The organism is Streptomyces sp. NPDC093071 (genome assembly GCF_044754545.1).
Taxonomy (GTDB): domain Bacteria; phylum Actinomycetota; class Actinomycetes; order Streptomycetales; family Streptomycetaceae; genus Streptomyces.
Window position 1 is genome coordinate 118,776 of the sequence record NZ_JBIVPH010000004.1, and the last position, 22,751, is coordinate 141,526.

A 22,751-nucleotide genomic window follows, 5' to 3' on the forward strand; every position below is an offset into this window, starting at 1 on the left:
ACCCGGGTTTTCATCGTTGTGCCCCTGAGGGCTCCCCCTAACCCGCGGCGGGGGACCCCCAGCCGACCATCTGGAGACCACTGATGATCGTCTCGCGCCGCTTCGCACTGCGGTCCCTCTTCGCCCTGGCCGTCACCGCCTTCACGGGCGGTGCCCTCGGCCGCGTCGCGCTCCGCGCCCCGGACGGAGGGCCGGACGACCCGCGGGCCGAAGACCCGCACGCCTTCGACGAGATGTACGGGGGCCGCCACATCCTGGGCTTCTCCGGCCCCGGCGGCGAACCGGCCGCCCTCGTCGACGGCCGCCCGCTGCACCTGATGCGCTGTGCCGACGGCGGCTACGTCACCCCGATCGACCACTACGGGTCCTGCCCGACGCCCCTGGCGGCGGTCCGCGCGGCCGTGGACGAGCTGGGCACCGCCCCGCTCTCCCCCCTCGCGGGCGCCCACGGCGTCCCCACGGACCCGACGGGAGGGAGTCCGCGTGGTGTACACGCGTAAGAACCAGCGCGACCTGACCGCCGCCGAACGCCGCGCGTTCGTCGCCGCCGTCCTGGAGCTCAAGCGCAGCGGGGCGTACGACCGCTTCGTCCGCACCCACATCGACCACTACGTGGCCGACGGGGAGGGCAGGCTGCGGATCGCGCACATGACGCCGAGCTTCCTGCCCTGGCACCGGAAGTTCCTGCTGGAGTTCGAGACGGCGCTGCGCCGGATCAACCCCTCGGTGACCGTCCCTTACTGGGACTGGACCCGGGACAACAGCCCGGCCTCGTCGATCTGGGGCGAGGACTTCATGGGCGGCAACGGGCGCCGGTCCGACCTCCAGGTGATGACCGGCCCCTTCGCGCACTCCTCCGGCCGCTGGACCGTCACCCAGTCGATGTCCGAAGGCCGTTTCCTGACCAGGGACTTCGGGCGCCCCCGGGACCCGATCACGCTCCCCACCCAGGCCCAGCTGGAGGAGGTGCTGCGGGAACGGGTGTACGACGTGACGCCCTGGAACTCGACGAGCCCGTCCGGCTTCCGCAACCGCCTCGAAGGCTGGTCGCCGGGGCAGGGCAACGACCGGTTCCGGATCCACAACCGGGTGCACCGCTGGGTCGGCGGCCTGATGCTCGGCGGCGGCTCGGTGAACGATCCGGTCTTCTGGCTGCACCACGCCTTCGTGGACCTGGTCTGGTCGCGCTGGCAGCAGCGGAACCCCCGGTCCGCCTACCTGCCGGCGGAGCCGCCGCCGCTGGGCGACGCCCAGTACCGCAAGGTGGTGGCCCGGCACCAGCCGATGGCGCCCTGGGGGGTGACCCCGGCCTCGATGTTCGACCACAGCCGGATCTACCGGTACGCCTGAGCCGTCCCGCCCGGGTCCGCACGCGGGTCCCCGCACCCGGGCCCGTACGCGCGTGTCCCCCCGGTCCTGTCGGGCCGGGGGGACACGCGCGTGGAGCGAGAGGGATCAGCCGCCGTAGCCGCCGTCGTCCTCGCGGTCCTCGCCGCCGTCGGCGTTGATGCAGGTGTTGCCGAACGCCGGGTTCAGCAGACCGATGACGTTGACGGTGTTGCCGCAGAGGTTGACCGGGACGTGGACCGGGACCTGCAGGACGTTGCCGGAGGCGACACCGGGCGAGTGGGCGGCGACGGCCTCGGCGCCCGAGTCGGCGACGGCCAGGCCGGCTCCGCTGAGGGCAACGGCACCCGTGCCGGCGAGAACAGCGGCAGCCTTCGCGATGCGAGACATCAAGAACTCCTTGGACGTGGAAAGCGACCGCAGGAATCACGGCCGTCATGCCGGTTCAACGCCGGTCGGCGGTACGGGTCACGGCCATTGGGCCGAACGGGAAGAGGAAAAAGGAAAAAATGGCCCGCGGACCGGAATTCCGTCCGCCGCCGGATACGACGGGACGGAATCGGTCCGCGGGCCTCGGCCATGCGACGAGCCTTCTCTTGCAACGATCGACGGCCCACCGGGTGACGGGTGGGGGACGACGGGTGCCAAGTGAGGGGCGCCGGGTGACGGGTGCCGGGAAGAATCGTCCCTGCACCCGCCCGGTCAGTGCCCCTCGGGCGCCAGGCCGAGCCGGGAGTCCAGGGCGCCGCTCAGCGCCGGGGCGAGCAGGCCGACGCGCGGCAGGGTGAGGTCGGGCAGCCCGTCGAGGCCGTTGCCGCGGGGCGCTTCCATCGGGTTTCCGACGGTGGCCCCCGGGGTGGTCGCCGCCATCTCCGAGTGCGGGGTGGTGAGGAGGGCGTGGCCGGGCTCGCTGCCGCGCAGCAGCTCGGACAGCGGGGCGTCCACCACGGTCTTCGGGAGGGTGCCGGCGAGCGGCACGGCGGGCAGGGTGACGCCGGGCAGGGTCCCGGTGCCCTCCTGGAAGCCGGTGGGGGCGCCGGGCACCGGGACGGGAACGCCGGTGGCCACCGTGGGAGCGTCCATGGGGAGGACGGGCTCGAGCCCTTCGAGCGGGACGATCACCGGCGCCTCGACGGCGGAGGCCGGCGCGGCCAGGGCGGCGGAGGCGAGTGCGGTCATGAGGAGACCCATGCCGGCGTGAGAACGCGGATTCATGTTCTGACAACGAGGTCTCGGGGAGAACGTGGCGGGTTTCCCCTGTGTGCAGCAACGCGCGAGGCCCCCACCGGTGAAGGCGGGGGCCTCGGTTGACGCGGTGTCCGTACGGGGGTCAGTGCCGGCGCGCGAACCGTCGTCCGGCGCGGGCGTAGACCACGGCACCGCCGATGACGAGCGCGGCGCTGACCGCGGCCGCCCCCATGAGCGCCGGCTCGCTACCGGTCTCGGGGAGCTGCGGCGGGGTGGTGGGGGGCTTCGTCGGCGGGGTGGTGGGAGGCGTCGTCGGCGGCGTGGTCGTCGTCGGCGGCGGAGTGGTGGGAGGGGTGGTCGGCGGAGTCGTCGGCGGCGTGGTGGGAGGTGTCGTCGGCGGCTTCGTCGGCGGAGTGGTCGGGGGCTTCGTCGGCGGCGTCGTGGGAGGCTTCGTCGGCGGAGTGGTCGGCGGGGTGGTCGGCGGCGTCGTGGGAGGCGTCGTCGGCGGGGTGGTGGGGGGCGTGGTCGGCGGCGTCGTGGGAGGCGTCGTGGGGGGTGTGGTGGGCGGAGTGGTCGGCGGCGTCGTGGGCGGGGTGGTGGGGGGAGTCGTCGGCGGAGTGGTGGGAGGCGTCGTCGGCGGAGTCGTCGGCGGAGTGGTCGGCGGCTTCGTCGGCGGGGTGGTGGGCGGCTTCGTCGGCGGGTGCGAGGGCTCCTCGCCGTAACCGCCGTCGTCGTCCCCGCCGTAACCGCCGTCGTCCTGGCCGTAGCCGTCGTTCTGGCCTCCCGCGTGGCCGCAGAGGTGCCCGACGGCCGCCGCGGCGGCGGCGCCCTTCTCCGCGATCCTGCCGCAGACGTCCGCCGTCAGGGGACCCTGGACGTGGCCGGCCGCACCCGGGCCCGGTCCGTCGCCCGCGCCGGGGTGGGAGCTCGCGGCAAGGGCGAATCCGCCGCTCAGCGACAGGATTCCGGTCGCTGCCGCCGCGGTGAGTACTTTCCTGCTGATGATGGACCGCATACCGCTCTTCCTCTGAGAAAAGGAGAGGCCGACGAGGCTCCCCCCTCGCTCCGACCGGCCTGGTACCCACCGACGTGCGCGTGGGACTGGCGAGAGAGTAGGAGCCGGAGCGGGGCGTGGAGCATGGGCCACACGGCAGATGATCTGAAAATCATTCGATCAGCCGACCGTGGGGAACGGGGCGCGAAGGCCTCCGGAATGCCCGTGGGGGCAGCCCGTACTGATGTGGGGTCAGCCGCCCAGCGGAAGGCCGGCGGGGAGCGGGAGGCCGCCGAGCAGCGGCGCGCCCTTGGTGGTCTCGTTCAGCTGGGTCGCCGTGTCCGTCACGGTCTTCACCGGGGAGCCCTCCGTGGTGCTGCTCAGCACGTCCGTCTTCAGACCGTTGGCCGCGATCGCCTCCAGGCCGCCGTTCAGGCTGGTGGGGGTGAGCGCCTCCGTGGCCATGGCGGGCGCGGCGGCACCCAGGGCCATCAGCGAACCGGCGACGACCGCGGCGACCTTGGTGGGCTTCATGGGGTGAATCCTTCCGATGTGCTTTCAAGTCACTTCTCGCACAGGGTTCTTGGGGGAATCCTGTGCGTCGTTCTCCTTCTGTAACGAGAAGTCCGCTTTCCGGAAACTCCGGGAGGAAGGATTTCTCGACACTGCACCCGATCGATGAGACCGGTGCTATTTGCCGACCGCACACGCGTTCCCCCCTCCCCGCGGCCCGGTCGGCCGTCACCCCGCGAGGCCTGCGGCCATAGCCCTCCGCGACCATGGAACTACGGAGCGCCACGCATCCGTTCGGGTGAATCCCCCCTCGCGCCCTGCTCCGGAAAGGGGCGTACGCCGTTGCACCGGGCGGCGCGCGGGAGTGCGCCCGAGCGAGTGCCGGCCCATGAGCACCCATGACGGCCCATGACGACAAACGAAAAGCCGGTGCGCCCCTCCCTCGCGGGAAGCGGGCGCACCGGCCTCGAAAGGACCGATCAGGCGTGCCGGATCAGACGTTGGCGCAGGTGTTGCCGAAGGCGGGGTTCAGCACGCCGATGACGTTGACGGTGTTGCCGCAGACGTTGACCGGGATGTGGACCGGGACCTGCGCGATGTTGCCGGAGAGGACACCGGGGGACTTCACGGCCGCAGCCTCGGCGCCGGCGTCGGCGACGGCGGCACCGGCGGTACCGGCGACGGCGGCGGCGGCACCCATGGACAGGACAACGGCCTTGGCGATACGGGACATGGAGAAGTACTCCTCGATCGAATTCATACGGATCGGACTGCGCGGACTGGTCGGCCCGACTCCTTCAACAACGCCCCCGATTTCCATCGGTTGCTCTCCCGAACGGGTGACGTCCGGCCGTCGTTTGGGCCGAAAGGGGGGCCCGGTGGCATCCGGGTACGGAATGGCGCAACACGCACAACGAGGAACGGGCCACGTGGATACGGGAGTTAGCACTACCGGGCATCTCATGCTTACTATCGCCCCGCTTCGGGGTTATAACTTTCCCGAACGTTGCTTCCGGGACGGCCGCGCGTTCACCCATTTCGTGCGGACGACACCTTCTCCCCTCCCGGCCTTCGCGGGTCTTCCCTTCCTCCTCTCATCAAAGCGGAGAACCTGTATGCGGAATTCAGCGGTTCTTGCCGTGCCCCGCGGCATGTCGGCCGCCCGGGCGGACGTCCGGCGCTGACGTGACGTCACCATTCGACACGGACCCGGGGTCCGTCACCGTCCTGCACGCGGTCCAGCCCGGCGACGGCGGGGTCGCCCGCGTCGTCGTGGACCTCGTCCGCGCCCAGCGCGCCGCCGGCCTGCGGGTCGCGGTCGCCTGCCCGCCCGGCACCGTCCTGTCCGCCGCCGTCCGCGCCGAGGGCGCCGAGGTCCACGACTGGCGGGCCGGCCGCGACCCGGGTCCCGCCCTCGTCCGCGAGACCGCGTCCCTGGCCCGCCTCGTCCGTGCGGTCGAGCCCGACCTCGTGCACGCGCACAGCGCCAAGGCGGGGCTGTGCGCCCGGCTCGTCCTGCGGGGCCGGATCCCCACGGTGTACCAGCCGCACGCCTGGTCCTTCGAGGCGGTCCGGGGGACGACCGCCGCGCTCGCCCGGCGCTGGGAGCGCTTCGGCGCCCGCTGGACCGACCGGATCCTCTGCGTGAGCGAGGCCGAGCGGCGCACCGGCGAGGCGGCCGGGGTCGAGGCGGACTGGTCGGTCGTCCACAACGGCGTGGACACCGCCCGGTTCGCGAACGACGGCCCGCCCCGCAATCCGGCCCCCACGGTCGTCTGCGTGGGCCGGCTCTGCCGCCAGAAGGGGCAGGACGTCCTGCTCGCCGCCTGGCCCACCGTCCTCGCGGAGGTGCCCGCCGCCCGGCTCGTCCTGGTCGGCGACGGCCCGGACGCGGAGGGCCTGCGGGCCGCCGCCGGACCCTCGGTGCGGTTCGCCGGGGCCGTCGGGGACACCGTCCCCTGGTACCGGGCCGCCGACGTGGTCGTCCTGCCGTCCCGCTGGGAGGGCATGGCGCTCGCGCCCCTGGAGGCCATGGCCAGCGGCCGGCCCGTCGTCGTCAGCGACGTCGACGGGGCCCGGGAGAGCCTGCCGCCCGCCCACGAACCCCTGTGCCTGGTCCCGCCCGAGGACCCGGCCGCGCTCGCCGCCGCTCTCGGCCGCCTCCTCGGCAGGCCGGAGCTGCGGCACCGCCTGGGCCGGGAGGCCCACGAACACGTACTCAGCAGTTTCGATGTCCGGCGCACCGGCGCGGCCGTCGCGGACGTCTACCGCGAGCTGGCCGGAGTGCGGGGGGCCGAGCACAGAGAGCCGATCGCACAGTGACCACGGAAAGCACCAGCGTCCCCTCCTCGCCGGGCCCCTGGCCCGCGGCGAACCAGGGCCGGGCCTCCGGCCTCGCCTCCCTCGCGCCGCCCCGCCGCGCCTCCGGCCGGCTCGCGCTGCCGCGCCACCGCCGCCCCCGGTCCCGGCCGCGGTCCGGGGTCGCGCCGCTCGTGGCGGTCGACGCGCTGGCGGTCGTCGCCGCCGCCTCGGTCCTGAGCGCGGCGCACCACGACGCCCGGCTCGTCCTGCCGGTCCTGGCGGTCGTCCTGGTCCTCGACGGGCACGCCGGGCTCTACCGGCCCGCCGCGCACGTCCGGGCCCTGGACGAGCTGCCCGCGCTCGCCTCCCGCGCCGGGGTCGCCTGGTGCCTGGCGGCGGCGGGCGTCGCCGCGCACTCCCCGCACCTGGCCATCGGACCGCTGCGGCTGTGCGCCGCGTACGCCGTCCACGTCCTCCTCGTCTGCGCGGTCCGCGCCCTGGTCATCGGGCGGCGGCGCCGGGTGGCGCGGGCGCGCCCCCGGTCGGCGCTGGTCGTCGGCGGGACGGGGGACGCGCGCCGGTTCGCGGCGGCGGCCGTCCAGCACCCCGAGTACGGGGTGCTGCCGGTCGGGATCGTCGGCGTGCCGGAGCAGGGCGGCACCCGGACGGCCGGGGAGGCCGGGCTCCCGGTGCTCACCACGACCGAGGAGATCCACCGGGCCGTCATCCAGAACACCGTGCGCGACGCGGTGTTCCTCGACGACGACCCGGGTCTGGTGACGCTCTTCCAGCAGTACGGCTGCACCACCTGGCGGGTCGGCGGCCGGCACCAGGACGGCCCGATGGGCGAGCACATGTGGGGGTACGCCTGGCACCGGATCGTCCCGCTGGACGAGCGGCGCGGCCTGACCGCCAAGCGGGCCCTCGACATCGTCCTCGCCGCCCCCGCGCTGCTGCTCGCGCTGCCCGTGCTGCTGCTCTGCGCGCTGGCCGTGCGCCTCTCGGACGGCCCCGGGATCCTCTTCCGGCAGGAGCGGGTGGGCCAGCACGGGCGCCACTTCACGCTGCTCAAGTTCCGTACGCTCCGCCCCTCGGACGACACCGAGTCGGCGACCCGCTGGAACGTGGCGGGCGACCGGCGGATGAGCGCGGCCGGGAGCTTCCTGCGGAAGTCCTCCCTGGACGAGCTGCCGCAGCTGTGGAACGTGCTGCGCGGCGACATGAGCCTGGTCGGGCCCCGGCCGGAACGCCCGTACTTCGTCGCCCAGTTCAGCAAGATCCACGCCGGTTACGCGGCCCGCCACCGGATGCCGGTGGGGCTCACCGGGCTCGCCCAGGTGCACGGGCTGCGCGGCGACACCTCGATCGAGGACCGCTGCCGCTTCGACAACCACTACATCGACCACTGGTCGCTGTGGCAGGACGTCTGCATCCTGCTGCGCACGGCCGCCGAGCTCGTCCGACCCACGGGGAGCTGAGGATGGCCACGGCCGCGACGCCGCCCGTGGCCGGCCCGGCGGCGCGGGACCGGCTCCGCAGGGCCGGGGCGCTCGCCCCGGTCCTCGCCGTGATCGCGCTGCTGCTCGTCCCGGGCGGCGGCGGGGCGCAGGGCGGCACCGGCGGCACGGGCACGGTCGCGGACGCGGCCTCCGGGCTGCTCGTCCTGATCTGCCTGGTGCGGGTGGTGCGCGGCGGGGCCCGGCCGCTGACCCGCACGGCGGCCGTCGTCCTCGGCCTCCCGGTCCTCGGGATCTGTCTGGCCGCGATCACCTCGAACGACCCGGCGTCGAGCCTGCCGGGCGTCGCCCGCTACGTGCAGGTCTTCGTCCTGGTCCCGGCGGCCGTCCTCCTGACGGTCCGCGACCGGCGGGACTTCGCCGTGGTCGCCTGGACCCTGGTCGGGCTGGCGCTGCTCCAGGGCGCGGTGGGCGTCGCCCAGTACCTGACCGGCACGGGCGCCTCGTACCAGGGCGAGGACATCCGGGCGGTCGGCACCTTCGGCGCCACCGACGTGATGGGCATGGCGACCGTCGTCTCGTACGGTCTGGTCGTCGTCACCGGGATCGCGCTCGGCAGCGGTCCGGGGCGGGCCCGGACGGCCGCCCTGGTCTGCGCGGGGCTGCTGTTCCTCCCGCTGGTCCTCTCCTTCAGCCGGGGCGCGTGGATCGCGACCGTGCTCGCCTGCGCGCTTCAGCTGGTCCTGGCGGGGCCGCTCCGGGCGGTGCGGGTCGGGCTCGCGGCGGGGGCGCTCGGGGTGGTCCTCGTCGGCGGCCTCGGGATCGGCTCGGACCTGGTGGAGCAGCGGGTCGCCAGCATCACGCGGGTGACGGCGGCGCCGGACCAGTCGGTGACCGACCGGTACACGATGTGGGCGGCGGCCGGGGAGATGTGGCGCGCGGAGCCGCTCACCGGCGTCGGCCTGAAGGGCTTCCCGCAGTACCGCGACGCGCACGCCTCGGTCGCGCTGTCCTCGGGCAGCGACACGGCGGGCGCGGGCGCCGCCTTCCAGCGGCAGCCGCTGCTCTCCCCGCACAACATGTACCTGCTGGTCCTGAGCGAGCAGGGCCTGCTGGGGCTGCTCGCCCTGGTCGGCAGCTGGTCGGCGCTGCTGGTGGGCGCGCTGCGGGGCTGCCGCGTCAACTCCGGTCCCGGTTCCAAGCCCGTTTCGGGCGCGGACTGCGCGCTCGTCGCCACCGGCCTGCTCGTCTGGCAGCTCGTCGACTTCTTCTACGCCGACATCGGCGGGCCCTCGACGGTCCTGATGTCGGTCGTGCTCGGCCTGGCGGCCTGGTGGTCGCTGGTGGGGGCGAGACGTGCGTGACCCGTGGGCCGGGGAACCCGAGCCCACGGACGCGGGACCCGCGGACCCGTCACGGTCCGACGGGCCGCGCCCCGCGCCGTGGTCGCCCCGACGGCCGTGCGGCACCCCCCTGGCCGACCCCTGGTCGGCCTCGCCCCTGAGCCCCACGGACTCCCCGTGGGCCCCGGGGGCCGCCGCACCCGCGGGCGGCCTCGCCGGGGCCCGGCCTGTGGCCGTACGGAGCCGGTCCGGGAGCACGACCACGACCACGACCACAGCCACGAGCTCGTCCACTTCCACGCCCGCAGCCACGCCCTCGCCCGCGACTTCCGCACCGCCGCCGACGACGACACCGCCCCCGGCCCCCCGCCCCGGCCGCCGGGCCCACGCACGGACGCGCGCGCGTGGCCGCCGGGCGCGGGCCGGGGAGGCGCAGGGCCGGGGGTTCCTGGCGAAGGCGGCGGCCGTGACGGCCGGGCTCACCGCCGTCGGGGCGGTGCTCGGGCTCGTACGGGACCAGATCCTGGCCGGGTACTTCGGGGCCGGGGCCGCCACCGACGCGTTCCTGGTGGCGTGGACGGTGCCCGAGTTCGCCTCGACGCTGCTCATCGAGGACGCCATGGCGCTGATCCTGGTGCCCGCGTTCTCCCGGGCCCTGGCCCGGCGCGGCGACGGCGCGCTCGACGACCCGGTGCGGGCGCTCGTGCGCGGGACGCTCCCCCGGCTCACCCTCACCGTGGGGCTCGCCGCCGTCCTCCTCGTCGTCGCCGCCCCGCTGATCGTCACGGCCCTCGCGCCCGGCCTCCCCGACCCGGCGCTCGCGGTCGACTGCACGCGGCTCACCGCGACCTGCGTGCTCTCCTTCGCCCTGGTCGGCTACTGCTCGGCCGCGCTGCGGGCGCACGGCCGCTTCCTGCCGCCGGCCATGATCTACACGGCGTACAACGTGGGGATCATCGGCACGATCCTGGTCCTGCGCGAGCCCTGGGGGGTGCGGTCGGCCGCCGTCGGGGTCGCGGTCGGCGGGGTCCTGATGGTGCTCGTCCAGGCGCCCTCCCTCGTACGGGAGCTGCGCTCCGGGGCCGTACCCCCGCCGCCCCCGCCCCGGCTCCGGCCCCGGGCGTCCCGGGGCGGGCAGGACGGCCGGATCCTGGTGCTCGGCCTGATCGCCCCGGTCGTCGCGTTCTCGCTGTGCCGCCAGTCCCAGACGCTGATCGAGCGCTTCCTCGCCTCGCCGCTGCCCGCCGGGGCCATCTCGCACCTGAACTACGCGCAGAAGGTCGCGCAGATGCCGATGATCCTCTCCCTGATGCTGTGCACGGTCAGCTTCCCGGTGGTCGCCCGCGCCCTCGCGGCGGGCGACGAGGAGACGGCCCGCCACCGGGTCGAACGGGACCTGCTGCTCGCCGCCGTCGTCGTGCTCCTGGGCGCCGCGACGGTGATCGCCGCCGCCCCCCGGATCGTCGAGATCCTCTTCGAGCGGGGGGAGTTCGGCGGGGCGGACACCACCGCGACCGCCGCCGTCATGCGGGTGTACGCCCTCGGCCTGCTGGGCCAGACGATGGTCGGCGCCCTGGTCCGCTGCTACTTCTCCGCCGCCCGCCCGCTCTGGTACCCGGCCGCCGCCATGGGCGCCGGGCTCGTCGCGACCGGTGTCGCGGGCGTGCCCGGCGCCCAGTACTGGGGCGCGGTCGGCATCGCCGCCGCGAACGCGCTGGGCATCACCCTGACCGCCGTCCTGCTCCTGCGGGGCGCGCACCGCCAGTCCGTCCCGGTCCGGGCCGGCCGGCTCGGCACGGGTCTGCTCCGGCTCGCCGCCGCCGGCGCGGCCGCCACCGGGGCCGGCTGGCTCTGCTCGGTCGCGATCGGCCCCGCCGTGCTCGCCGTCGCCGTCGCCGCCCTCGCCGTCGGCGGCGTCTTCCTGCTCCTCCTCGCCTGCGCCCCCGAGGCGTCCGGCCTTCCGTCCCTGCCCCGCTCCGCCTATCGGAGGACCCCCCATGCCCGCCGTCACCGCGCTGAGCCGTCTGCTGCCGAAGCCGCCCCTGCGAACCCGGCGTGGGAGCCTTCCTCCGCCGGGGAGCCTGCTCCCGCGAAACACCCTGCCCCCGCGAGGGAGGGCGCCCCTGTGGGTGGCGATGTACCACTCGATCGCGGACGCCGCCGATGATCCGTACCGGGTGACCGTCTCCCCGGCGCGCTTCGCCCGGCAGCTGCGCTGGCTGGGCGACCGGGGGCTGCGCGGGGTGTCGGTGCGGGAGCTGCTCGCCGCCACCGCCGAGGGCCGCGCCAAGGGCCTGGTGGGCCTGACCTTCGACGACGGCTACGCCGACTTCGTCGACTCGGCGCTGCCGCTGCTCCGGCGGCACGGCTTCACGGCCACGGTGTACGTCCTGCCGGGCCGGCTCGGCGGCGAGAACGGCTGGGACGCGGCCGGTCCGCGCAAGCGGCTGCTCTCCGGGGCGGAGATCCGGCGGATCTCCCGCTCCGGGATGGAGATCGGCTCGCACGGCCTGACGCACGTGGCGCTGCCCGAGGCCGACGACCGGACGCTCGCCGCCGAGACCCGGCGCAGCCGCGAGCTCCTGGAGGAGATGACGGGCCGTCCGGTGGAGGGCTTCTGCTACCCGTACGGGCGGGTCGACCCGCGCGCGATGCGGGCCGTGCGCCGGGCCGGCTACCGCTACGCCTGCGCGATCGACCCGGGCCCGTACACCGGCGCGTACGCCCTGCCCCGGATCCACATCGGCGAGAACGACACCTCCTGGCGGCTCGCCGCCAAGCGCCTGCTGCACCCGCTGCGCCGCCGCCGGCCCGACGACCTGGAGGTCCCCGTCGCGTACGGCCCGGCCGTGGTGGGCGCGCGATGAGGGTCCTGCACGTCATCACCGGGCTCGGCATCGGCGGCGCCGAGCAGCAGCTGCGGCTCCTGCTGCGCCACCTCCCCGTCCAGGGGCGGGTGGTGACGCTCACCAACCCGGGCGCGGTCGCCGCGGGCATCGAGGCGGACGGCACCCCCGTCACCCACCTCGGCATGACCGGCAACCGCGACCTCGGGGCGCTCCCCCGGCTCGCCCGGATCGTCCGGCAGGGCCGCTACGACCTCGTGCACACGCATCTGTACCGGGCGTGCGTGTACGGCAGGACGGCGGCCAGGATCGCCGGGGTGCGCCGGATCGTCGCCACCGAGCACTCGCTCGGCGAGCACCAGATCGAGGGCCGGCCGCTGTCGGCGGGCACCCGCGCCCTGTACCTGGCGTCCGAGCGGCTCGGCACCTCCACGGTCGCCGTCTCGCCCAGCGTGGCCCGCCGGCTCGCGGACTGGGGGGTGCCCGAGGAGCGCATCCGGGTGGTGCCGAACGGCATCGAGACCGCCCGGTTCGCCTTCGACCCGGACGCCCGCCGCCGGACCCGGGCGGCGCTCGGCCTCCCCGAGGACGCGTACGTCGTCGGCGGGGTGGGGCGGCTGGCCCCCGGGAAGCGCTTCGACCTGCTCGTACGGGCGGTGGCGGCGGTCCCGGAGGCCCGGCTGCTGCTCGTCGGGGAGGGCGGCGAGCGGGCGGAGCTGCTGCGGCTCGCCCGCGCGCTCGGGGCGGCCGACCGGGTGCTGCTCCCCGGGGCGTGCGAGGACCCGCCGCTCGCCGGGTCGGCCGGGCCCTCGCTGCCCGGGCTGCTCGCCGCGATGGACGTCTTCGTCTCCGCCTCCCCCGACGAGGCCTTCGGGCTCGCGGTCGTCGAGGCGCTCGCGGCGGGCCTCCCCGTCCTGTACGCGGCCTGCCCGGCGATCGAGGACCTGCCGGCGGACGCGGCCCCGGGTGCGCGCCGGACCGGCGGGGGCGCCCCCGGGCTGGCCGCCGCCCTCCGCGACCTCGGGGAGGCCCGGCCCGCCCGGCTCCCGGTGCCGGAGGCCGCCCGCCACTACGACATCGCGCGCAGCGCACGGCAGTTGCTGTCCCTCTACGACCAGGCCGTCCCCACCCCATCGACCCGCGTGAACTGAGAGAAGCCCGACCCATGAAGACCACCACACCGTCCCGCGCCTTCCCGTCCGCCGGGCTCCGCCTCCCCGGCCGCTGGGCCGTGCTGCCCGCCGCCGTCCTCGCCGGGGCCGTGCTCGGCGGCGGCTACGGGGCCCTGAAGACCCCGGAGTACGCGGCGACCAGCTACGTCATCGTCGTACCGGCCGGGAAGTCCGACCCGGCGGGGGCGCTCGGCTTCGCCCAGGCGTACGGGCGGGTCGCCACCGACATCGCGGTGACCGGCGACGCCCAGGTGTGGGCCGGGGTGACCGCCGCGACGCTGCGGAAGAAGGTGACGGCGGAGACCTCCCCGGACGCCCCGATGATCTCGATCACCGCACGGGCCGAGCGGCCGTCGAAGGCCGTGTCCATGGCCGACGGGGTGGCCCGCGCGCTCATCCTCGACAGCTCGCACGTGGCGGCCAGCACGGGCGTGAAGGTCGTGCAGTTCTCCCGCGCCACGAAGCCCGTCGACCCGGTCTCCCCGTCCGCGCCGCTCTCCGCGCTCGTCGGCGGCTGCGCGGGCGGTCTGCTCGGCGGCCTGGGCCTGCTCGTCCGCCCGAAGCGCCCCGCCGCGCGCGGCGAGTCCCGCCGCTCCCGCCGGGCCGGGACCTCGGTGCCCGCCCCGGCGGCGGCCGCGCACCAGCCGGAGACGGTGTGAGCGCGGGCGCCCTGCGGACGGAGGTCTGCCGTGACGAGGAGGGGTTCGGGCGGCTCGCGGCCGAGTGGACGGCGCTGTACGGCCGCTGCTCCTCCGCCACCCCCTTCCAGTCCCACTCCTGGCTGCACTCCTGGTGGCTCTCGTACGGGCGGCCCGGTGCGCTGCGGGTGGTGCTCGTACGGCGCGGGGACGGCGCGCTGGTCGCCGCCGCGCCCCTGACGCGGGTCCGGGGTCCGCTGCCCGTGCTCACCCTGCTCGGCGGCTCGATCACCGACTTCACGGACGTGCTCCTCGACGACGGCTGCCCGGAGGCGGCCCCCGCGCTGGCCCGGGCGGTCGCGCGGGCCGCCCGGGGCGCGGTGGTGGACCTGCGGGAGGTCCGGCCCGGCGCGGCCGGCGAGCGGGTCTTCGCGCACTGGCGGGGGCCGCGCCGACGGCTGCCCGACTCGCTGTGCCTGGAGCTGCCCGCCGTCCCGATGGAGGGCCTGCTCGAACGGATCCCCTCCGGGAAGGCCCAGCGGGTGCGGGCCAAGCTGCGGAAGCTGGACGCGCTCGGCATCGACGCGCGCGTGGTGACCGGCGAGGAGGTTCCGGCCGCCCTGGACCGGCTCCTGGCGCTGCACCGGCTCCAGTGGCAGGGGCGGGGCGTCACCGCCGAGCACACCAGCGAGCGCTTCGCCCAGCACCTGAACCGGGCCGTGCGGCCCATGGTGGAGCGGGGGGACGCGATGGTCACCGAGTTCCGGCTGGCCGGGGACGTGGTCGCCGCCGACCTGACCCTGATGTCGCCGCGCCTGGCCGGCGGTTACCTGTACGGGGCCGACCCCGAGCTGCGGGCCCGCAAGGTCGACGTGGCGACGATGCTGCTGCGGCACGGGGCCCGCGAGACCAGTGCGGGCGGGCGGGCCACGCTGAGCATGTTGCGGGGCAGCGAACCGTACAAGCAGCACTGGCGTCCGGAGCCCGTGCGCAACCGCCGGCTGCTCCTCGCCGGGCCCGGTACGGCCCCGCTGCTCTGGCTCCGCGCGGGCGCGGCCGGCGCGCGGAGCTGGGCGGCTCGCCAGGCGCGGGAACGGGCCTGGGCGGGGCGGGCGCTCGACCGGGTCAAGGGGCGCCCGCCCCACGGCGGCGGATGAGCTCCGCTCCGGTCAGAAGGGCCAGACGCCCTTAAGCGCGTCCTTCCAGCCGAGGTCGGCCTCCTTCTTCCAGGAGTCCTTCTGGACGCAGACGGGCTCGCCGATCCAGCTCTCGACCCAGGAACCGAGGTTGACGGCCCAGCAGCTCGGGGCGGGGGTGGGCAGGGGTACGGGCGTGGGCTCGGGCACGGGGGTCGGCGCGGGCTTGGGCTCGGGCTGCGTGGGGGTGGGGGTCGGGGTCGGAGTGGGCTCCGGTTCCGGCTTCGGCTGTGTCGGGGTCGGGGTGGGAGTGGGGGTCGGTGTCGGGGTGGGAGTCGGGGTGGGCGCGGGTTTGGGCTCGGACTGCGTCGGAGTCGGCGTGGGGGTGGGCGTCGGGACCGGAGTCGGCTGCGTCGCAGTCGGGGTCGGCGTCGGGGTCGGGGTCGGCTGCGTCGGGATCGGAGTCGCTTCGGGCTTCGGCTCCGGCTGCGTGGGCTCCGTCGGGACGGGCTCCGTCGGCGTGGGCTGCGTCGGTACGGGCGTCGGCTCGGATGTCGGCTGCGTGGGTGTCGGCTGCGGCTCCGGCTGCGTCGGGAGTTCCGGCTCCTTCCCGTACAGCATCTGGCGGAACACCAGCGAGGAGCGCGGGTTGTCGTCGCACTGCCAGACGCCGTGCGGGCAGTAATCGGTGATCGTGTGGTACAGCGGCTTGTGCTGATTCATCCATTCGAGCATCCGCCGCATGTATTCCGGGTTGTCGCCGTTCCGGAAGAGCCCCCATTCCGGATAGGAGATCAGTTTTCCGTGCTCGGCGGCGAATTCGACCTGCTTCCGGAGGCCGTACGGCTCGTTGACGTGCTCGTCGAAACTGCTCCCCGGCGGCTGGTCGTACGAATCCATGCCGATGATGTCGACGACGCCGTCACCCGGGTAGCACTCGGTCCACGGAACGGCGTCGCGGCCGCGGCTCGGGTTGAAGTCGAAGCGGAACTCCTGGCCGGGGACGGACCGCATCGCGGCGACGATGCGGTTCCAGTACGCCTTCCAGGCCTCGGGGTCCGGGCCGCACCGGTGGGTGTAGGTGGTGCCGTTCATCTCCCAGCCGAGGACGAGGACGGTGTCCTTCGCGTCCAGCTCGACCAGGCGCCGGGCGAGGGTCCTGAAGTGGTGGTCGTAGGCGCCGGACGCGCCGAGCCGGAGCAGGCGGCGGACCTCGGCGTCGGGGACGCGGGCCTCGTTGCGCTCCATCATGGGGACGTTGAGGACGAAGAGGCGGTCGGCCTTCTCGTTGCGCCAGTCCGCCCAGGCGTCGAGGAAGCCCGGGGGGCCCTCGATGTTCTTCCAGCGGTCGCCGGGCAGGTAGGTGTGGCCGACGCGGAGTTCGCGGCCGCCGAGCCAGCGTTCGAGCTCGGCGATGCGGGCGACCCCGTACGCGCCCGAGGAGAGGAAGGCGCCCATGGCACCGGCGACCGTGGGCGCGGTCTCCCGTGCCTCCCGCGTCCTTCCCGTTCCTTCCGCCTCCCGTTCCGTGGCGGATTCGGCGGCACCGGCGGGGGGCGACAGCGCGAGGGAACCCGAGGCGAGAAGGCCGGCGGTGAACACCCCCAGCCACGCTCTCGAACTTCTCCGACATGCAGCTTTCATGGCCGCTCCTCCACGTCGTGCGACAGGTGATGGATCGTCAATCCGATGTTCTGAAAGTATTCCTAATAAGCCGTCCGTGAACTCGACTTTCCTCTGCTCGCTAGTCCATTAGAGGATTTGATCGCCCGGTTGGTGCACCGAGACGAAGGGCACGACGTGCCGAGTTTTGACACCCGCGTCCCGGCCGTCCTCGTGCGGCTCGACCGGAACCCCTTTCACCACGGCACCCTCGGGGCGGTCCGCTCCCTGGGCCGGGCGGGAATCCCGGTCCACGCCGTCGTCGAATCGCGGACGAGTCCGGTGGCCCGCTCCCGCCACCTCCGGTCGGCCCGCCCCGGCCCCGCCGCCACCACCTCCGCCGAGCTGGCCGACTTCCTGCTCCGGGTCGGGGACGAGGTCTCCGACGGGCCCTCGGCGCCCCTGCTCGCCGTCCCGCTGGACGACGTCACCGCGCTCGCCCTGGCCCGCCGCCGCGCCGAACTCGCCCCGCGCTTCCTGCTGCCCGAGCAGACCGAGGCGCAACTGCTGCGGGTCGCCGACAAGGCGGCGCTCGCCGAGACCTGCGCGGCCCTGGGCCTCCCCCACCCCCGTACCGCACTCCCCACCGGTGCCGACGAGGCCGCCGCCATGGCCTGGGCGCTCGGCCTGCCGGTGGTCGCCAAGTGGAGCAGGCCCTGGCTGCTGCCGGCCGGCGCCGGGCTGCGCAGCACGTCGATCGTGCGCTCGCTCGCCGAGGTCCGGGAGCTATACGCCCGCTCCCCGGAGGCCGGCAGCCGCCTGCTGCTCCAGGAGCTCCTCCCGGCCGGCCGCGACCTGGACTGGTTCTTCCAGGGGTACGTGGACTCCGCGGGCCGCTGCCCGACCGGGGCGACCGGCCGCAAGGAGCGCTCCTGGCCCACCGGGGCCGGGCTCACCGCCACGGGCCGCTGGACGGTGAACCCGGCCGTGGACCGGACGGCCCGCGCCCTGCTCGACGCGCTGGGCTACCGGGGCGTGTGCGACCTGGACTTCCGGCTCGACCGGACGACCGGCGCGTACCACCTGCTCGACTTCAACCCCCGGCCCGGCGCGCAGTTCCGGCTCTTCGCCGACCAGGACGGCCTGGACGCGGTCCGGGCGCTCCACCTGGACCTCACCGGGCGCCCCGTACCCCCGCCCTCCCCCGCGTACGGGCGCCGGTTCGTGGCCGAGAACTACGCGCTGCTCTCGCTGCTCGCCGTCCCGCGCCGGAGGTACGCGGCCGAGACCGGCGGGGTGCGGCGGCGGACCGAGTGGGCGTGGTGGGCGGCCGACGATCCGCTGCCCGCGCTCGCCATGGGCCGCACCTGGCTCGCCCACCTGCTGCGCAAGGCCCTGGCGGCGCTGCGCGGGCGGTGGACGTCCGGCGGGGCGCGCCCGGCGCTCACCGCCGCGCCGCCGGCGCCCCGGAGCGCCCCGGAGGCCTCCTCCGACCGGCTCACCCCCCGCTGAACGCGGTGGCGGCACGACGAAGGGCCGGCCCCGGGGAGCGCGTGCTCCCCGGGGCCGGCCCCGTGCCTGTCCGCGTACCGCGTCGGGTCAGTCGTTGACGCAGACGTTGCCGAGGGCCGGGTTCAGCAGCGCGATGACGTTCACGCTGTTGCCGCAGACGTTGACCGGGATGTGGATCGGGACCTGGATGACGTTGCCGGACAGGACGCCGGGCGAGCCGACGGCCGCACCCTCCGCGTCGGCGTCCGCGAAGGCGGGCGACGCCACACCCATGGCCAGGACGATTCCGGCGACGACGGCCGCAGCCTTCTTACAGTTCATTTCGTCTGGATCCTTTCCTTGGCGGAAGAATTCTCACGGATCTCGTGATGCCCGGGGAGGGAAGTTCCCCGGCCTCCGCTGTACACAACACAACGAACATCCCGCACAAAGGAAACCGGAATAACACCGGAGGGGATTGTTTCACCCCATTGCCCGTAGGGAATCGCCCGCACGGCACAAGGACGGATGAACACGAAACGGTTCCGGAAACGGACGGGGCCGGAAGGGAACACGGGGTTCCCTTCCGGCCCCGTCACGGCGAACCGGTCGTACGCGCTCCGGATCAGCTGTTGCCGATGCCGTTCCCGGAGAGGACCGGGATGTCGCTGAGGAGGTGCGACAGCGGCTCGTCGCCCTTGGCCTGGGTGGAGTTCTCCGCGCACTGCTGGTTCTGCGGGGAGGACAGCACGTTGACGTCCTGGACGGTGATCGGGACGACGCCGACGAGGGAGCCGAGGTTGCCCTTGACCGGAATACCGAGGCAGGGCTTGTTCAGCGTGCCCTGAATCAGGGTGAGCTGCGGGCTCTGGTCGCCCGCGGTCTCCGAGTTTCCGAACGCCGAGATGGCACCGTTGCCGCTGAGCGAGGTGGTGCCGCCGTCGTCGGCGATGGCCAGCGCCGGGGAGGCCGCCGCGGCAGAAGCGCCGACGACGGAGGCCGCAACAGCCGCAGCCGCCACAATCTTCTTGATCACGGTGATTCCGTTCCTGTTCCCACCAATCGACCTGATTGATGCGACCGGCTCAACTGCCGTCGGAGGGTTTGGTTCCGGCTCTTCACCCGTTCGACTGGGGTCCCGTTTCGCGCTGCCGCGCGCGCTCCGCCAAGAGGGTGACACGGCGGAACCCCGGCGTCCGGCTCCCTGTTGATCGGGTGGCTCCCTGCACGGAGCCGGTTCTAGAAGGGAACTCCCGTGTTCAAGAAGGTTATGGCCACCGCGGCCGCGGCCGTCTCCATCGCCGCTGTGGCCTCCCCGGCCCTCGCCATCAGCAACGACGGCGGCACCACCTCGCTCAGCGGCAACGGTGCCACCCAGGCGTTCGGCAACTCCGCCACCTACGGCAACATGAGCCCGCAGATGGCGCTGGTCCAGGGCTCGCTGAACAAGCCCTGCATCGGCCTGCCGGCCAAGGTCAACGCCGGTTCGCTGATCGGTCTCGTCCCGATCACCGTCCAGGACATCAACGTCCTGTCGTCCCCGCAGAACCAGCAGTGCGTCGAGAACTCCACCCAGGCCAAGGGCGACGAGCCGCTGTCGCACATCCTGGAGGACATCCCGATCCTGTCGGGCAACGGCGTCGGCAACAACTGACGTTCGCGTTCCACGCGTCAGGGGCCGCTCCCTCGGGAGCGGCCCCTTTCGCTGCCCGGCTTCGGCCTCTCGGCCCCGGCCCACCGGCCTCCGCTGCTCAGCGAGGCCAGACCGGGGCCGCCATCAGGCGCTCCCACTCGCGGTCCGGCATCCCCGGCACCGCGCGGCCCGCCTGCGTCCACTGCGTCACCAGGGCGGAATAGACGGGGAAAGGGGTGCGGTCGGCGGGGGTCGGGTCGCTCACGTACCGGCTCTTCGGAATGAAGGCCATCCGTTCCCATTTCCCGGGGTCCGGCGCCATCTTCGCTCCTTCCGCTGCGATTCCCGCATCATTACACAAAGGCCGCGGAAGGGTGATTCACCCTCTTCATGTCGCGTCGCGCACCTGTGTGCGAGCGGCTCGAAACACGGTGCGGACGAGGGTATTTCGCTCATCTGCCCGTAGTCCGTCCGGTGGACTTCCCGGAACCTCCGGGATTTTGACCGGTTGATCAGTACGGCCCGGCAATCGGCGGGCCAGTATCCGAAAGGCCTGAACTGATGAAGAAGCTGTTCGCTACGGCTGCTGTGGCCGCGTCCGTCCTCGGCGTGACGGCGACGGGTGCCGGGCAGGCGCTCGCGATCGCCGACGACGGGGGCACCACCTCGCTCAGCGGCAACGGTGCCAGCCAGGTGTACGGCAACTCCGCGACCTACGGCAACATGAGCCCGCAGCTGGCGCTGGTCCAGGGCTCGCTGAACAAGCCGTGCGTGGGCCTGCCGGCCAAGGTCAACGCCGGTTCGCTGATCGGCCTCGTCCCGATCACGGTCCAGGACATCAACGTCCTGTCCTCCCCGCAGAACCAGCAGTGCGTCGAGAACTCCACCCAGGCCAAGGGTGACGAGCCGCTGTCGCACATCCTCAGCGACATCCCGGTCCTGTCGGGCAACGGCGCCGGCAACGGCTGAGCGACCGGCCCCGGTTCCGGAGCGGCCCCGCCGCCCCTCTTCGGAGGGGTGGCGGGGCCGTCCCCGTTCCCGGCCCTTCTCAGAGCTTCCGGCGCAGCGCGTCCGGGTCGGTGACGGGGGCGTCGCAGGTGAAGTGGCGGCAGACGTACGCGGCGGGCCCCCCGGCCACCAGCGGCCGGTCCTCCAGGAGCGGGAACTCCTCGCCGCCGGGGGCGCCGGCGGCGAGGACGGCGCCGGGGGCGGTGGCGAGGAGGGCGGTACGGCGCAGCTCCCGGAAGGCCTCGTCGCCGGGGTCGCCCACGACGGCGATCTCGCGGGGGCCGTCGAGGAGGGCCTCGGCGACGGCCAGGCCCCAGCCGATGAAGCGGGGCGCGCGCGGGCCGAGGGCCTTGACGACGCCGAGGGCCCCTTCGGCGGCGGCCCGGTGGGCCTCGGAGCCGGTGTGGGCCGCGTACGAGAGCAGGGCTCCGGCGGCGGCGGTCCAGCCGGACGGGGTGGCGTTGTCGGTGGGGTCCTGGGGGCGCCGGATGAGGACCTCGGCGTCGTGGGCCGTGTCGTACAGCGCGCCGCCCTCGGCGGTGAAGCGGTCGAGGACGAGGTCGAGGAGGAAGCCGGCGAACTCCAGCCAGACGCCTTCGCCGGTGACGGCGGCGAGGGCGAGGAAGCCCTCGGCGACGTCGGCGTAGTCCTCCAGGACGCCCGCGTTGGCCCCGGCCCGGCCGTCCTTGGACGTACGGGTGAGGCGGGCGCCCTCGTCCATGTGGACCCGGACGAGCAGGTCGGCGGCCTCGGTGGCGCGCTCGACCAGGTCGGGGCGGTCGAAGAGGGCGCCGGTCTCGGCGAGGGCGGCGACGGCGAGGCCGTTCCAGGCGGCGACGACCTTGTCGTCCCGGCCCGGGCGCGGGCGCTCGTCGCGGGCGGCGCGGAGCCGGTCCGCGATCGAGGCGATCCGCCCGGCGTCGGCGACGCCCGTGTCCTGCGGGAGCTGGAGGACGGAGCTGCCCTCCTCGAAGGTGCCGTCCTCGGTGACGCCGTAGTGGGCGGCGGCGACGGCGGCGTCCTCGGGACCGAGCACCTCGGAGAGCTGCGCGGGGGTCCAGACGTAGTAGGCGCCCTCGACGTGCTTTCCGGTGCCGTCGTCGGAGTCGGCGTCGAGCGCGGAGGCGAAACCGCCCTCGGGGGTGCGCAGTTCCCGTACCAGGAAGTCGGCGGTCTCCAGGGCGATCCGGCGGGCCAGGTCGCTGCCGGTGGCCTTCCAGAGGTGCGCGTACACCCGGCAGAGCAGGGCGTTGTCGTACAGCATCTTCTCGAAGTGCGGGACCGTCCAGGTGCGGTCGACGGCGTAGCGGGCGAAGCCGCCGCCGAGCTGGTCGTAGATGCCGCCGCGGGCCATCGCCTCGCAGGTGTCGGAGGCCATCTGGAGGGCACCTTCGGAGCCCGTGCGGGCGTGGTGGCGGAGCAGGAACTCCAGGACCATCGACGGCGGGAACTTGGGCGCGCCGCCGAAGCCGCCGCGGGTGGCGTCGTACTCGCGGGTGAGGCCGAGCAGGGCCTGCGCGAGGTCCTCCTCGCCGGGGACGCCGTCGCCGCCGTACGCGAGGGAGCGGCCGGCGAGGTCCTTGACGATCCGCTCCGCGACCTCGTCCACCTCCCCCCGCCGCCCGGCCCAGGCGTCCCGGACCCCCACCAGGACCTCGCTGAAGGAGGGCATTCCGTGACGGGGCTCGGGCGGGAAGTACGTCCCGAAGTAGAACGGCGCGGCATCCGGCGTGAGGAAGACGGTCATCGGCCAGCCCCCCTGCCCGGTGGCCGCCTGAACGGCCTCCATGTAGACGGCGTCGACGTCCGGCCGCTCCTCCCGGTCGACCTTGACGGCGACGAAGTTGTCGTTGACCAGGGCGGCGGTGGTCTCGTCCTCGAAGGACTCGTGGGCCATGACGTGGCACCAGTGACACGCGGAGTAACCGACGCTCAGGAGGACGGGCACGTCGCGCCGCCGCGCCTCCTCGAACGCCTCGGGTCCCCACGGCCACCAGTCGACCGGGTTGTCAGCGTGCTGAAGCAGATACGGGGAGGTCACACCAGCCAGCCGGTTCATGTGATCCAGCCTCTCACAGCGGC

At 74.3% G+C, this 22,751-nt stretch carries 23 protein-coding genes; 14 read left to right on the forward strand and 9 right to left on the reverse strand.

The genetic code is table 11. From position 1 onward, the window contains the following. The first annotated feature begins 83 nt into the window (after window positions 1–83). Entirely contained in the window at window positions 84–500 is a 417-nt protein-coding gene (locus ACIQD7_RS17435) for a tyrosinase family oxidase copper chaperone (protein ID WP_401418936.1), read from the forward strand. Beyond that, on the forward strand, window positions 484–1,350 hold the full coding sequence (locus tag ACIQD7_RS17440; protein ID WP_402442534.1) for a tyrosinase family protein: 867 nt from the start codon (window positions 484–486) through the stop codon (window positions 1,348–1,350). The genes ACIQD7_RS17435 and ACIQD7_RS17440 overlap by 17 nt, the downstream gene beginning before the upstream one ends. Before the next feature lie 105 nt (window positions 1,351–1,455). Here ACIQD7_RS17440 and ACIQD7_RS17445 read toward each other — a convergent pair whose 3' ends face one another. Further along, the gene (locus tag ACIQD7_RS17445) at window positions 1,456–1,737 is read right to left on the reverse strand and encodes a chaplin (protein WP_121832135.1); all 282 of its coding nucleotides are present in this window, start codon (window positions 1,735–1,737) and stop codon (window positions 1,456–1,458) included. 312 nt (window positions 1,738–2,049) lie between these two features. Further along, the gene (locus tag ACIQD7_RS17450; protein WP_402442535.1) at window positions 2,050–2,526 is read right to left on the reverse strand and encodes a hypothetical protein; all 477 of its coding nucleotides are present in this window, start codon (window positions 2,524–2,526) and stop codon (window positions 2,050–2,052) included. Window positions 2,527–2,732: 206 nt separating this feature from the next. On the opposite strand from ACIQD7_RS17450, the gene ACIQD7_RS17455 reads away from it, so the two are divergent. Further along, window positions 2,733–3,257: a hypothetical protein gene (locus ACIQD7_RS17455; protein WP_402442537.1), complete on the forward strand. Its 525-nt coding sequence runs from the start codon at window positions 2,733–2,735 to the stop codon at window positions 3,255–3,257. A 524-nt stretch (window positions 3,258–3,781) separates the two neighbouring features. Here the strand turns inward: ACIQD7_RS17455 and ACIQD7_RS17460 are convergent. Together ACIQD7_RS17460 and ACIQD7_RS17465 are read right to left on the reverse strand one after the other, a co-directional pair. Continuing rightward, window positions 3,782–4,063 carry a hypothetical protein gene (locus ACIQD7_RS17460; protein ID WP_030217143.1) on the reverse strand — a complete coding sequence of 94 codons (282 nt, stop codon included), beginning with the start codon at window positions 4,061–4,063 and terminating at the stop codon, window positions 3,782–3,784. 472 nt (window positions 4,064–4,535) lie between these two features. Then, window positions 4,536–4,775 (reverse strand): chaplin, encoded by a 240-nt coding sequence (locus tag ACIQD7_RS17465; RefSeq protein WP_402442539.1) that lies wholly within the window; start codon window positions 4,773–4,775, stop codon window positions 4,536–4,538. 452 nt (window positions 4,776–5,227) lie between these two features. On the opposite strand from ACIQD7_RS17465, the gene ACIQD7_RS17470 reads away from it, so the two are divergent. The 8 genes from ACIQD7_RS17470 (at window position 5,228) to ACIQD7_RS17505 (ending at window position 14,956) form a co-directional block, all read left to right on the forward strand. Next, window positions 5,228–6,364, forward strand: coding sequence for a glycosyltransferase (locus ACIQD7_RS17470; protein ID WP_121832128.1), 1,137 nt, complete (start codon window positions 5,228–5,230; stop codon window positions 6,362–6,364). Next, window positions 6,361–7,821, forward strand: a complete 1,461-nt coding sequence (locus tag ACIQD7_RS17475) for a sugar transferase (RefSeq protein ID WP_402442541.1) — start codon at window positions 6,361–6,363, stop codon at window positions 7,819–7,821. The genes ACIQD7_RS17470 and ACIQD7_RS17475 overlap by 4 nt, the downstream gene beginning before the upstream one ends. A 2-nt stretch (window positions 7,822–7,823) precedes the next feature. After that, on the forward strand, window positions 7,824–9,164 hold the full coding sequence (locus ACIQD7_RS17480) for an O-antigen ligase family protein (protein ID WP_402442543.1): 1,341 nt from the start codon (window positions 7,824–7,826) through the stop codon (window positions 9,162–9,164). A 445-nt stretch (window positions 9,165–9,609) separates the two neighbouring features. After that, the gene (gene murJ / locus ACIQD7_RS17485; protein WP_402442545.1) at window positions 9,610–11,310 is read left to right on the forward strand and encodes a murein biosynthesis integral membrane protein MurJ; all 1,701 of its coding nucleotides are present in this window, start codon (window positions 9,610–9,612) and stop codon (window positions 11,308–11,310) included. Continuing rightward, entirely contained in the window at window positions 11,279–12,010 is a 732-nt protein-coding gene (locus ACIQD7_RS17490; RefSeq protein ID WP_402443269.1) for a polysaccharide deacetylase family protein, read from the forward strand. The genes murJ and ACIQD7_RS17490 overlap by 32 nt, the downstream gene beginning before the upstream one ends. Beyond that, on the forward strand, window positions 12,007–13,140 hold the full coding sequence (locus tag ACIQD7_RS17495) for a glycosyltransferase (RefSeq protein WP_402442547.1): 1,134 nt from the start codon (window positions 12,007–12,009) through the stop codon (window positions 13,138–13,140). Before ACIQD7_RS17490 ends, ACIQD7_RS17495 begins: the two co-directional genes overlap by 4 nt. Window positions 13,141–13,154: 14 nt before the next feature. Next, window positions 13,155–13,820 (forward strand): lipopolysaccharide biosynthesis protein, encoded by a 666-nt coding sequence (locus tag ACIQD7_RS17500; RefSeq protein ID WP_402442549.1) that lies wholly within the window; start codon window positions 13,155–13,157, stop codon window positions 13,818–13,820. Continuing rightward, window positions 13,817–14,956 (forward strand): GNAT family N-acetyltransferase, encoded by a 1,140-nt coding sequence (locus ACIQD7_RS17505; protein WP_121833281.1) that lies wholly within the window; start codon window positions 13,817–13,819, stop codon window positions 14,954–14,956. Before ACIQD7_RS17500 ends, ACIQD7_RS17505 begins: the two co-directional genes overlap by 4 nt. A 12-nt stretch (window positions 14,957–14,968) precedes the next feature. Here ACIQD7_RS17505 and ACIQD7_RS17510 read toward each other — a convergent pair whose 3' ends face one another. Then, entirely contained in the window at window positions 14,969–16,579 is a 1,611-nt protein-coding gene (locus ACIQD7_RS17510; RefSeq protein ID WP_402442551.1) for a glycoside hydrolase family 26 protein, read from the reverse strand. 156 nt (window positions 16,580–16,735) lie between these two features. Between ACIQD7_RS17510 and ACIQD7_RS17515 the strand changes: the two genes are divergently transcribed. Continuing rightward, window positions 16,736–18,049 carry an ATP-grasp domain-containing protein gene (locus ACIQD7_RS17515; protein ID WP_402442553.1) on the forward strand — a complete coding sequence of 438 codons (1,314 nt, stop codon included), beginning with the start codon at window positions 16,736–16,738 and terminating at the stop codon, window positions 18,047–18,049. An 87-nt stretch (window positions 18,050–18,136) separates the two neighbouring features. Here ACIQD7_RS17515 and ACIQD7_RS17520 read toward each other — a convergent pair whose 3' ends face one another. Continuing rightward, complete coding sequence (locus ACIQD7_RS17520) at window positions 18,137–18,370, reverse strand: chaplin (protein WP_121833284.1); 234 nt, start codon at window positions 18,368–18,370, stop codon at window positions 18,137–18,139. A 283-nt stretch (window positions 18,371–18,653) separates the two neighbouring features. Continuing rightward, on the reverse strand, window positions 18,654–19,064 hold the full coding sequence (locus ACIQD7_RS17525; RefSeq protein ID WP_383417731.1) for a rodlin: 411 nt from the start codon (window positions 19,062–19,064) through the stop codon (window positions 18,654–18,656). Window positions 19,065–19,283: 219 nt separating this feature from the next. Between ACIQD7_RS17525 and ACIQD7_RS17530 the strand changes: the two genes are divergently transcribed. Beyond that, window positions 19,284–19,682 (forward strand): rodlin, encoded by a 399-nt coding sequence (locus tag ACIQD7_RS17530; protein ID WP_383417734.1) that lies wholly within the window; start codon window positions 19,284–19,286, stop codon window positions 19,680–19,682. 97 nt (window positions 19,683–19,779) lie between these two features. Here the strand turns inward: ACIQD7_RS17530 and ACIQD7_RS17535 are convergent, their stop codons facing one another. Further along, window positions 19,780–19,926, reverse strand: a complete 147-nt coding sequence (locus ACIQD7_RS17535; RefSeq protein ID WP_163013977.1) for a hypothetical protein — start codon at window positions 19,924–19,926, stop codon at window positions 19,780–19,782. A 296-nt stretch (window positions 19,927–20,222) separates the two neighbouring features. On the opposite strand from ACIQD7_RS17535, the gene ACIQD7_RS17540 reads away from it, so the two are divergent. Then, window positions 20,223–20,630 (forward strand): rodlin, encoded by a 408-nt coding sequence (locus ACIQD7_RS17540; RefSeq protein ID WP_053640312.1) that lies wholly within the window; start codon window positions 20,223–20,225, stop codon window positions 20,628–20,630. Window positions 20,631–20,709: 79 nt separating this feature from the next. Here the strand turns inward: ACIQD7_RS17540 and ACIQD7_RS17545 are convergent, their stop codons facing one another. Next, window positions 20,710–22,728: a thioredoxin domain-containing protein gene (locus tag ACIQD7_RS17545; protein ID WP_402442557.1), complete on the reverse strand. Its 2,019-nt coding sequence runs from the start codon at window positions 22,726–22,728 to the stop codon at window positions 20,710–20,712. Window positions 22,729–22,751 lie beyond the last annotated feature (23 nt).

What these genes read in the sequence shown, in the direction of transcription:
- ACIQD7_RS17450 (WP_402442535.1), bottom strand. Translation starts at nt 2,526, where the DNA reads ATGACCGCACTCGCCTCCGCCGCCCTGGCCGCGCCGGCCTCCGCCGTC.
- ACIQD7_RS17540 (WP_053640312.1), top strand. Translation starts at nt 20,223, where the DNA reads ATGAAGAAGCTGTTCGCTACGGCTGCTGTGGCCGCGTCCGTCCTCGGC.
- ACIQD7_RS17445 (WP_121832135.1), bottom strand. Translation starts at nt 1,737, where the DNA reads ATGTCTCGCATCGCGAAGGCTGCCGCTGTTCTCGCCGGCACGGGTGCC.
- ACIQD7_RS17435 (WP_401418936.1), top strand. Translation starts at nt 84, where the DNA reads ATGATCGTCTCGCGCCGCTTCGCACTGCGGTCCCTCTTCGCCCTGGCC.
- ACIQD7_RS17500 (WP_402442549.1), top strand. Translation starts at nt 13,155, where the DNA reads ATGAAGACCACCACACCGTCCCGCGCCTTCCCGTCCGCCGGGCTCCGC.
- ACIQD7_RS17480 (WP_402442543.1), top strand. Translation starts at nt 7,824, where the DNA reads ATGGCCACGGCCGCGACGCCGCCCGTGGCCGGCCCGGCGGCGCGGGAC.
- ACIQD7_RS17495 (WP_402442547.1), top strand. Translation starts at nt 12,007, where the DNA reads ATGAGGGTCCTGCACGTCATCACCGGGCTCGGCATCGGCGGCGCCGAG.
- ACIQD7_RS17465 (WP_402442539.1), bottom strand. Translation starts at nt 4,775, where the DNA reads ATGTCCCGTATCGCCAAGGCCGTTGTCCTGTCCATGGGTGCCGCCGCC.
- ACIQD7_RS17545 (WP_402442557.1), bottom strand. Translation starts at nt 22,728, where the DNA reads ATGAACCGGCTGGCTGGTGTGACCTCCCCGTATCTGCTTCAGCACGCT.
- ACIQD7_RS17490 (WP_402443269.1), top strand. Translation starts at nt 11,279, where the DNA reads ATGTACCACTCGATCGCGGACGCCGCCGATGATCCGTACCGGGTGACC.
- ACIQD7_RS17455 (WP_402442537.1), top strand. Translation starts at nt 2,733, where the DNA reads ATGACGAGCGCGGCGCTGACCGCGGCCGCCCCCATGAGCGCCGGCTCG.
- ACIQD7_RS17520 (WP_121833284.1), bottom strand. Translation starts at nt 18,370, where the DNA reads ATGAACTGTAAGAAGGCTGCGGCCGTCGTCGCCGGAATCGTCCTGGCC.
- ACIQD7_RS17510 (WP_402442551.1), bottom strand. Translation starts at nt 16,579, where the DNA reads ATGAAAGCTGCATGTCGGAGAAGTTCGAGAGCGTGGCTGGGGGTGTTC.
- ACIQD7_RS17460 (WP_030217143.1), bottom strand. Translation starts at nt 4,063, where the DNA reads ATGAAGCCCACCAAGGTCGCCGCGGTCGTCGCCGGTTCGCTGATGGCC.